The sequence below is a fragment of the Pseudomonas sp. DC3200b2 genome (assembly GCF_049895785.1).
Taxonomy (GTDB): domain Bacteria; phylum Pseudomonadota; class Gammaproteobacteria; order Pseudomonadales; family Pseudomonadaceae; genus Aquipseudomonas; species Aquipseudomonas massiliensis.
Map to the genome: position 1 here is coordinate 39,999 of NZ_JAFCTA010000012.1, position 9,200 is coordinate 49,198.

General features: G+C 57.4%; 13 protein-coding genes. 3 read left to right on the plus strand and 10 right to left on the minus strand.

Translation table 11 applies throughout. The annotated features are described in order from the left end of the window. Positions 1–136 precede the first annotated feature (136 nt). On the plus strand, positions 137–499 hold the full coding sequence (locus tag ACP691_RS21425) for a response regulator (protein ID WP_426154256.1): 363 nt from the start codon (positions 137–139) through the stop codon (positions 497–499). Between the two features lie 21 nt (positions 500–520). On the opposite strand, the gene ACP691_RS21430 is transcribed toward ACP691_RS21425, so the two are convergent. After that, positions 521–2,143: a type IV secretory system conjugative DNA transfer family protein gene (locus ACP691_RS21430; RefSeq protein WP_426154257.1), complete on the minus strand. Its 1,623-nt coding sequence runs from the start codon at positions 2,141–2,143 to the stop codon at positions 521–523. Between the two features lie 87 nt (positions 2,144–2,230). Here ACP691_RS21430 and ACP691_RS21435 point away from each other — a divergent pair, with 87 nt between their 5' ends. Both ACP691_RS21435 and ACP691_RS21440 read left to right on the plus strand, forming a co-directional pair. Further along, entirely contained in the window at positions 2,231–2,431 is a 201-nt protein-coding gene (locus ACP691_RS21435) for a type II toxin-antitoxin system VapB family antitoxin (protein ID WP_426154285.1), read from the plus strand. Continuing rightward, positions 2,428–2,799 (plus strand): type II toxin-antitoxin system VapC family toxin, encoded by a 372-nt coding sequence (locus tag ACP691_RS21440; RefSeq protein WP_426154287.1) that lies wholly within the window; start codon positions 2,428–2,430, stop codon positions 2,797–2,799. Before ACP691_RS21435 ends, ACP691_RS21440 begins: the two co-directional genes overlap by 4 nt. 25 nt (positions 2,800–2,824) lie before the next feature. On the opposite strand, the gene ACP691_RS21445 is transcribed toward ACP691_RS21440, so the two are convergent. The 9 genes from ACP691_RS21445 to ACP691_RS21485 all read right to left on the minus strand — a co-directional run. Next, positions 2,825–3,175: a hypothetical protein gene (locus ACP691_RS21445; RefSeq protein ID WP_426154259.1), complete on the minus strand. Its 351-nt coding sequence runs from the start codon at positions 3,173–3,175 to the stop codon at positions 2,825–2,827. Positions 3,176–3,184: 9 nt separating this feature from the next. Beyond that, positions 3,185–4,234 (minus strand): P-type DNA transfer ATPase VirB11, encoded by a 1,050-nt coding sequence (virB11, locus tag ACP691_RS21450; protein WP_426154261.1) that lies wholly within the window; start codon positions 4,232–4,234, stop codon positions 3,185–3,187. A gap of 9 nt (positions 4,235–4,243) precedes the next feature. Then, entirely contained in the window at positions 4,244–5,581 is a 1,338-nt protein-coding gene (locus ACP691_RS21455) for a TrbI/VirB10 family protein (RefSeq protein WP_426154263.1), read from the minus strand. Next, positions 5,568–6,335 carry a TrbG/VirB9 family P-type conjugative transfer protein gene (locus tag ACP691_RS21460; RefSeq protein ID WP_426154289.1) on the minus strand — a complete coding sequence of 256 codons (768 nt, stop codon included), beginning with the start codon at positions 6,333–6,335 and terminating at the stop codon, positions 5,568–5,570. Before ACP691_RS21460 ends, ACP691_RS21455 begins: the two co-directional genes overlap by 14 nt. A gap of 40 nt (positions 6,336–6,375) precedes the next feature. After that, the gene (locus ACP691_RS21465; RefSeq protein ID WP_426154265.1) at positions 6,376–7,161 is read right to left on the minus strand and encodes a virB8 family protein; all 786 of its coding nucleotides are present in this window, start codon (positions 7,159–7,161) and stop codon (positions 6,376–6,378) included. Between the two features lie 44 nt (positions 7,162–7,205). After that, a complete protein-coding gene (locus ACP691_RS21470; protein WP_426154267.1) occupies positions 7,206–7,532 on the minus strand; it encodes a conjugal transfer protein in 327 nt (108 codons plus the stop codon). Positions 7,533–7,599: 67 nt separating this feature from the next. Then, positions 7,600–8,544, minus strand: a complete 945-nt coding sequence (locus ACP691_RS21475) for a type IV secretion system protein (protein ID WP_426154269.1) — start codon at positions 8,542–8,544, stop codon at positions 7,600–7,602. A gap of 25 nt (positions 8,545–8,569) precedes the next feature. Then, positions 8,570–8,770 carry a hypothetical protein gene (locus ACP691_RS21480; protein ID WP_426154271.1) on the minus strand — a complete coding sequence of 67 codons (201 nt, stop codon included), beginning with the start codon at positions 8,768–8,770 and terminating at the stop codon, positions 8,570–8,572. A gap of 19 nt (positions 8,771–8,789) precedes the next feature. Next, positions 8,790–9,200 (minus strand): type IV secretion system protein (locus ACP691_RS21485; RefSeq protein WP_426154273.1); only part of this gene is annotated, 411 nt, incomplete at its 5' end.

A 9,200-nucleotide genomic window follows, 5' to 3' on the forward strand; every position in this document is an offset into this window, starting at 1 on the left:
GGCGTTTCTGTGTTTGATCGATTAGGCATATGACGGAATTTTCCTCTCCCGCCGAAAGGTAAGGTCATGAAGAGGCATGATTCTTTTGCTGATGCCATAATGGCAAACTTCCTTCATCTGCCCTTTTGCTAGTCACATGTTTAAAGTTTTAATCATCGAGGACGACCTTGCTTTGAGCGAAATCCTCGCCAGCGTTGTATCAGAAGCCGGCGCAAGCGTAAGAGTCGTTGACTCCGTTGATGCAGGTCTTAAGGTATTCAAAGACAACCCAGGCATATCCTTGATAATCACTGATGTGGTGACGCCAGGCTGGCTCAACGGGTTTGATTTTGTGAAAGAAGTCCACAAGACCCACCCCTCTATGCCTGTCATTGTGACTAGTGGGTACAACCACTATGAGCACCCTAACGTTCCTCCAAACGTACATCTACTACCTAAGCCCTGGACGCTCGATCAGGTCAGTAGCATCGTTGCTCAGCTGGGGCTTGTCTCCAGCTGATACCTTTCTTATTCGCTAGCCTTACAAGTGCTTGCTTCCTTCTTCTACAAAGTTTGAATCCGGCGCTGCACAACCTAGCTTTTCAGCATGAGTCGCTGGAGCCTCGGCATTCCGGGGGCTCCAGCGCTGCTCTTGCTCGGCGCGTAGCGGCTGCTCGTCCGACAAGGCTACCTTGGCCTCGGTGGTGCGTACCGGCACGGTCAGCGCATCGATCTTCGAGGCGTCTCCGATCGGCAACGGCGGGGGCGTCATGTTGGCCCGCGACCGAAACACTTCCTCCTCGTAAAAGAAGATCTTGCGAGACAGCACTTTGATAGGCTCGGTTTGCTTGGTGCCCTGGATGAAAATCAGCTGCTTCTCATAGGGGAGTTCGTTGACCTCCTGGGGCAGCATCAGGGGCCGTGCCTGCTCGCTGTAGCTGTCCGTCTGGCCCCGGTGGTTCATGTCCCGCTTGTTGAACGACTGGTTCTGTACGCGCACGGTGGTGTTGCCCAGGCGCTTGCTGTATTCCTCGGCCAGCTTGATGTCCCCAGGGGCAAATACGATTTCGTTGTGAATCGCCTTCATGATGCCGTTGGCTGCTTCCTCGCCGTAGGTGGCCCGGATCTGGTCCTTGCCCTGGAAGATCAGGAAGAACCGCAAGCCGGCGCCTCGGGTCAGTGCCGGCGCGGTTTCCATGATTTCCATGCGGCCCATGATCGCGAATTCATCCATCATCAAGGCCAGCTGGTACTTGAGCCGAAGGGTGCCATCGGCGCAGTGACCGCCCTGCTCGGGCAATACCTTGGAGTTGAGCCGGATGGCCTGGGTGAAAAACAGGTTCATCAGCGGGCCGTATTTTTTCAGCGAACCCTCCGTCACGCTGAAGTAGATGGTGGTCTTTTCCTCGCGGGCCTTGGCAAAGTCGATGTCATCACCCGACACGGCCCAGGCCACAGTCTTCTCGGCGTAGACCGACAGCACGTCGCGCACAATATCGACGGTTGTAGACCAGCCGCTGCTCTTGTTCTTTGAGGCCTCCAGCACGCCGTTAAGCTCGCGCAGGGTTTCAACACTCAGCGGGTTGGGTCCACTGCTTCGCTGCTCGATGACCTGGTGAGCCCATACGCCGATGCCAGTACCCAGTGCGCCGATTTCATACGCCTGGGGCAGCGAGCACGGCATTTTCGGGGTTTCCATCAGGTACAGCAGGATGGCGGTGAAGACGTTGCCGGCCTTGTTGTACCACTCCTGGTTCTTCGGGTTGTCCGACACGAACAGCACGCGGGCCAGGGTGCGGATCTCGCCTAACCGGTACAGCGGATCGCGGCTGATGGCGCTAATGGGATTCCAGCGGTGCGTCTCCAGGCGCTCCGGCGAAAACCGGAATACCTTATGGCCTGCCGAGGCGCGAAAGCCCGAGGTGATCTCCCAGTTCTCGAACTTGGGGTCGTTCACGACCATTGAATCGGGGTAGCTCAGCAGGTTGGGGATCACGGCTCCGACGCCTTTACCCGTCCCCGGTGGCGCGGCCAGCATTACGAACTGTTGCCCGTAGCTGGCCAGGAAGGTGTCTTTGGTCGGGTGCTTGCCCAGCAAAAACGCTGGGTACTCTTCGATCCGCTTTTGCGGATTTTCTGGGCTATAAGCCAATGGTTTGGCCATCTGACTCTCCACAGGTTGATGCACAAACAAACACATGCAATCATCTATTTTGATGCGTTAGAACATCAATTTTGATGAGGGCATATGATGAGAACCACGGTAACGATTGACGACGCGTTGTATGAGCGCGCTCTTGAACTGGCCGACCCCAACATGGACAAGGCCGACCTGTTTCGTGAGGCCGTACAGACGTTTGTGCGCATTCAAGCGGCCAAACGCCTTGCCTCACTGGGTTCTGCAGCGCCGTCGATGGAAGACGTTCCCCGCCGGCAGGGTGAACTCAGCTGATGGATGTGCTGGTCGATAGCTCAGTGTGGATAGCGCACTTTCGTAGCCGTAATGAGGCACTGGTGGATCTGCTTAGCCGGGACCAGGTGTTGATACACCCGATGATTCTTGGCGAGTTGGCCTGCGGGACACCACCTGACCGGGTCAGAACATTGGCTGACCTATCAAGCCTTCGCTATGGCCAACAAGCCTCGTTAAGCGAGGCGCTGGAGTTTGTTGAACGTCACCAGCTTTATGGTCTTGGCTGCGGGCTTGTCGACATGTTTCTGCTCGCCTCCACATTGATGTCAAAGGCTACCCTGTGGACGCTGGATAAGCGTTTGGGGAAGCTGGCGGGACGGTTTGGGGTGTTGCATACAACGCAGTGAAGCAAGCGGCGGTGTGAGGTGCCCGTTAGGTTTTTTTATACTCGCCGGCGTACTCGAACTGGCGAAGCTCGCGGTTGTTGGCAAAGCGGGCATCGCCGTGCAGCGTGGTCCTGGGCTTGAGCCGGAAGAATACGGCCAGCAGCGCGGCGCCGGCTGGCAGGAAGGTCAGGCCGGCTGTAACGCACCAGGACCACGGCAGGTACAGCACACGCCTGTCATTCCAGGGCAGCTTGCGAGCCTCCCAGAGCGTGTCCCAGGACAGGCCAGCCAGGGGCATATGGTTCAGGTGCAGGAACAGCGCGCCGCCGGCGTACAGGCCGACCACGAAACACACGGCCATCAGGACCAGAATCGATAACGAGACTTTCCACCACATAGGCGCCTCCTAGGCTGCTAGGGCTTGCTTGCCGCTGAGCAGGGCCAGCTTGTGATCGGGCTCGTAATGCACCTCCAGGATGTGAGTCCCTTCCATGTACACCACGACATCAAACGAGGTGCGTACCAGGCGCTCGATGTAGTCATATTCCAAGCCCTTGCCTACCTCCGATTGCTTCACCAGGCCGCACACGCGGGCATAACCCGATTCGCTGTCATTGGCGTGTGCGGTGGTCACGGTGCCCCTAGTGCCGGTGTTCAGAATCTCGATGAAATGCCATACCTCGTCGCCGGTCAGCTCGGCCAGGAACAGGTGGTCAGGCTTCATCCGTAGCGAACTGGCCACCAGGGCCTTGGGGGCCACCACATGGCCGTAGAACAGATGCACATGATTAGGGTGATACGGAAGCTGAAGCTCTTTCACTCCCTGGATGGTGATCATCCGGCGCTGCTCGGGAAACAGGTCCATCAGCGATTTGCCAAAGGTGGTCTTGCCGGAGCCTGGACCGCCAAAAATGATGATGTTCTGACGGTAGGCTACGGCCTGGGGGAAGAACCGTCCCCACTCCCGCGCCTTGTGCGCCGTCTTCATCTGCACTTGCCAGGGGGCCAGGTGAGTCCGAGGCGCGGCGATAGCCTGGGCACGGTCAAAGCGGCCACTGTCGATGTAATCCTGAAGCGTGAAGCGCTCCAGCGACGGCTTACGAAACGTCATAGACAACGTCCCCTTCTCGCAGGCCGGGGCCATCACGATCTGGCCGCGTTCGCCTCCAGGAAGCTCGACCGTGTGAATCGGTGAGTGCGCTGATAGCACACGGAAATTCAACGCGCACAGCGCGTTGGCCAGCCTCCAGCACAGGGTCGCGGTTAGCCAGGGCGCCTCCTCGCGCTGCCAGCCTTCGGAGCCGTCTACCCAGATTTCATAAGGCCGGTTGATCGCCACGTCCGTAGTGCCCGGGCGGTTCAGCCGCTCGGTCACACCTGACTGGTCCAGGAAGTCTTGAACCAGGGTGTCTTCGGTCAATCCCTGGGGTTCGTCAGGTAGCACTAGCGTTGTCATGCAGCCTCCTTAGCGGTTCTCGAAAACGGGCGAAAAGTCGATGTCGCGAGCGACGATGACAGTAATCACGGTGCCGGGCAGAACGTGCGCGGTGTCGGGAATGTTGATGGTGCTGTCCAACGCCTTGTTGGCCATGCTTTCCACGTTCTGCTCGCTGTTGTTCACCGTGTAGCCGCTTGAGCTTTGCTGCGTGCTATTGGCGGCGGCCTGAAGCGCGTCCTGGATGAACGACAACATCACCGCACCGCCGTAGCGCTGTAGGTAGTGGTGATCGATCCAGGCTTCGGTGCCACTGGCGCCCATCGGGCCGGCGCCCAGGCTGTTGATCTGAGCACGCGTACCGGATTGGGTTTCAAGCTCGGTCCAGGTGGTGAACACGCTGGATTCACCGCGACCGACCTGTACCCGCTGCTCGCCGGTGAGCTTGTCGCCGGCGTCGGCAATGACCGTGCTGCCATCGGCCGATAACAGCGGCTCGGTCAGGCGGCAATCGACCATCCCCGGATGAGTGGAAATGATTTCCGTGTACAGCGCGCAACGGGTGTAGGTGTTGTGCGTGACCAAGTACTTGCGCGGCGGGGCCAGGTACGCCTTGGCCGGGGCGAACCCTGTACCGCCAAGGTCGCTCAAGCTGCCGCGTGTCCTTGATGACGCATCACCGCCGCCTAGAGGGCCGCCTGAGCCGCCTTGTCCATCGGCTAAGAGCGATGGCGGTCTAGGCGACTGTTCGCCGCCCTGTGACGAATGCGCGCTGCCCACGGCGCCGTTGGCGGGGCCTTCGTCCGACTGCACGAACATGGCCGGGTCCAGCTTGCGTTGCCTGGCCGTGATCACCGGTGGCTGTGCCTTGTTGCTGGCTCCAGGTGCGGCCTGAGCGGTCGGCGCCTGGGGCGGTTGCTCCGGGTTCGCCTTGGCTTGCTGCTCGCGGGCCTGACGCTCTTTTTCAGCGCGGGCTCTGCGCTCCTCCTCGGCCGCCTCGGCGCGCAGCTTGGCCATCTTGGCTTGCCGCATGCTGTCGTCTTCGCCTTGATTCACGTCCAGGGTGGCGTCCTTCTTGACGTGGGTTTCATCAACCTTGGTGCTGCCGTGCTTCATCTTCGAAATCAGCATCGACCAGCCGCCGATCACCACGACCAGGAACACCACGATGATGGCAGCGATGCCCAGGTAAAGCCGCTTCTTGTCCGTGGTCACGGCCTTGCGCTTGGTGCGCACGTCGAAGGCGCCTCGGACCTGGGTGCTGGCTGCGCCCGGTGTGGCTTCAGTCGTGCCGTTAGGCTCAGCAGGACCGATGCTGTCAGGCACTGACGAATGCTCCGGGGCTTGGGTGTTGTCATTGTTCTGCATGTTTAAGCTCCCGAATCTCGCCGGTGGTGGTCCCGTTGAAGTTGTACCCGGTGTCGATCTGGGTCTTGGGCCGGGCCTCCACGACCATCTTGTTCAGCCGGAACCGGAACAGCTGGCTGACGCCATGCACCACGACCACGTTTTGCTCGTTGTGGGTGTTGGCCAGGGTTTCGGTGCCATCGGGTAGCACCTGGTACAGCACCGGGCGCGGGCCACTGCCGGTGAAGCGGAAGCAGGTCAGCATGCCGTTGTCCCAGCCTTCAGCCGGGGCAATGGAGCGGCTGGTGTCGTCCGAACGGCGCTGGTAAGGGCCGTTCTGCACGGGGCCGGCGCAAGGGTTGCCGGGGTCACGGCGCACCGCTGCGGGCTTCTTGGGCGCCTCGGGGTAGGTGAAGCGCAGCGCGTAGGTCATATCCTCTGTGCGCTTGACCAGCTTCAACTCCAGCAAGTAGGTGTGCCGGTTGGTGTTGATCACCATGTTGGTGTCGGGCTCCAGGTCCGTGATGGGCTTGATCGAAACCAGGTTGCCTGCCTTGTTGGGGCCGATGGTCCAGGCTTTGGGGTCGCCCGAGGCCATCAGGCCGGAGTCCTCGTTGATCGTTTCATTGGGCGGAAACTGAACCAGCGTGGTGCGGCCAATGGCGGTCTGGACGCGGTATACGTTGTCGGGGCTGTACACGGCGGTCTGTACGCGCTTATCCAGCGCTGAGCCGCTGCCCATGATTTCGGCCTGGGCCAAAGGAGCGCATGCCATGAGCAACAGGACGGCGGCGCTGCTAGCGGTTTTGAATGTGCTACTCATGCGGCACCCCGACTTCCTGGGTCATCGTGTACGCCTTCACGCCGAAGCCTCGGGCGTTGAGCCACTGATCGCCGGCCTTTTTGGCCGGGTTCTTGTAGTCATAGGTGACGGTCGCAATCCAGGTCGCCGGGTCCAGCTGGGGATCAGGTAGGCCGTTGCGGTCCAGGACGGTCTTGGTCATGCGCACCTGGGCGGTGCCCTTGCCGTCCTTGCGGTCCAGGAAACTGATGTTGGTCACGTCCGTGCGGATCTGGCGGTTCAGGCCAAGCACGGACAGGTAGCCCTTGGACGACAGCTGGAAATTGCGGTAATCCGCAAAGGTCGCGTCGTAGGACATCAGCTTGACCATGTTGAAATTGGCGTCGTTGCTGGAAAAGTTGTAGCTCTCGCGGAAACGCACATAGCTGGCCAGCCAGAATTCGTCGTCGATCTGCTCGGGCGACTTTTCCTTGCTGACAGGCTTCACCACGTCAGTGAAACCGGAGTTGTTGTCTACCCGCACCAGGTAGGTTTCCACGGTCTTGAGCGGGGTCAGGCCGATCACGGCACCGACCGACATGAACGCCAGGGCACCGAACACATAGTTCAGGCGGGTGGCTCGCTTGGCCTTGGCGCGCTCATCAGCGGCAATGTTCTTTTCGAAATACCGGGCCGCGTGGATGTACGCCTGTTCGGCCAGGCTGATGTCCTGTGCGGTCGCAGCATCGAGGCTGGTACGGGCGGCCAGCTGCCGCTCCTGCTCGATCACGTCCTGCTTTGACTTGCGTAGCTTCATCATAAAAATCACCTAAAACCTGGGCTCGAACACGCGCTGCGTGGGGTTCAGTTCGTGGAGCATTTGGAATCGCTGGGTGGGGTGGCTGCGGGGGCCTCGGGGACCGGCGAAGCGGCGACCGGGCGCGGTTTGCGCTTGACGATCTTGCGCACGGTGATGGGCGGCGCTTCAGGCGCGGCGCTGGCCACCGGCTGCTCTAGTTCGGCCAGGGGTGGCGGCACAGGGGCTGCAATCACGGCCTGCCGGGGCGTGGGTGCATGGGTAAAGGGCATGTCCTCCCAGCTTCCCGAAGGCTCAGAAAGCTTGGGCGCGGAGCCACAGCCTGTCAGCAAGGCAGCCGAAAGCAGCCCGCTCAAAGCAAGTTTGAAGTTCATGGTTGAGTACCTGATAGAAGCGAGGGGATGAAGCGAAAGTAAGAAGGGCTAAAAACTCTACTATTTACTAGTTTATTCTGTTTCTCCGCCAAACTTTAGCTTTATCAATCAATTGTTTTGCTCCTCGGGCTCCATTCATTGCGGCATGTATCCCAGTTCCTTTACTTAGCAAGCCAGATATTCCCGTAGCCGCAACAGGAGAACCCCCCATAATAGACGCTCCATAATTAGGAAGCTCAACGGCCAAAACTGTAAAAGCAGAAAAACACAGAAACATCGTGAAATTACCCGCCAAACTGGTATCAATCACGCCGTTTTTAATTATATTCCCGTTGATAAAGCTCATCTCTAACGCCATGACCATCGAAAACAGTACCTGTGTCAGCATGAACCCTGCCAACAGGGATACCCATCCCCAAAACCAATGCCGGGTCTGAGAAAACAATGAAAAGGCAATCAGCAAAGGACCAACCGCTAATATGGCGGTGGATGCAGCCTTAAGGACTATGAGTGTTCCTGATACCGTTAGCATGAAAGGAACCCCAGCCACAAGATAAATAACTATGGCTTGCGCGCCAAGATATAAAGTCTTTAGATCTACATCCCATATGTTTATCTTCCAAACATCGTATAACTGCATCAAATTATCAAGATATGTAGCAACCATAGAATCTATTTGATTCATTTGACTGCCTTCCTGACCTGAAAGCACTCCACCCATCCATGATGGGAAACCGGTAACAAACGGCACGATGGTAGTCCAATACCATTGCAAATTAAAAGCGCAAGAACATATGAATGCTACTTTCGCGATCTCAAAAACGACCTCTTGAAAGATAGTATTCATGCCTTGGAAAAGCCAATAGATACTCCTTAAGGTCATGTGCAATAGCCAAAAAGTACCTATTAGCGCAGAAAGCACAAGCATTACCTTAGCCATGCCGTTTAACAAAGTACTTTCGAGCGAGGCGTCAAAAAAATCATACATCAGCTGGGTGATATGGATTTCCATTCACACCTCCTCCTTTTAGCAGTAATTAATTCTGTTTTTTATCCTCACTGTATTGCGGTCGCTCCTTGGTTTTTCCAAAGTAGTAATCTTCAGCCGCCTGAGCGCGCCTTTGACTCTCAAGGGCTTTAGCCTCGCGCTCCTTGGCCAATTTGTCTTCATCGTCCCGGCAAGCACTTAGCGTACCCATGAAAACAATTACCAGCCCAGCTAATATAACCTTATTCATACATCAAACCTTTAATTCGCTATTGAGGTCTAGTAGTGGTTTTTCCAAAGTAGTAGTCGCTAATATCTTGCTCTAGCTTTTTACTTTGAAGCTTTTCCTGCTGCTGCTGAAGCATTTGCATGTTCGCCAATCGCATTTGCTGGTTCTGCTGCTCCAGCAACTCTTGCTGGTAGCGCAACTGGAGGTCCTCTTTCTGCTGGGGGGTTTGGACTTCATTGAGCTTAGCGCGCAGCTGCTCAGCGTTGCTGACCCGCTCCGTAGTGGCCTTATAATTGCGCTCCAGTGCATCCATGGCAGCTAGCATCCGATCAAACTTGGCTTGAACGGTCGCATTATCGGACTTCAAACCGTAGCGGTCACGCAAACTCGCAATATTCTGTACCGTGTCGTAAACATCGGACCATTCTCCCAAAGGAAGTACCTTGTTCAC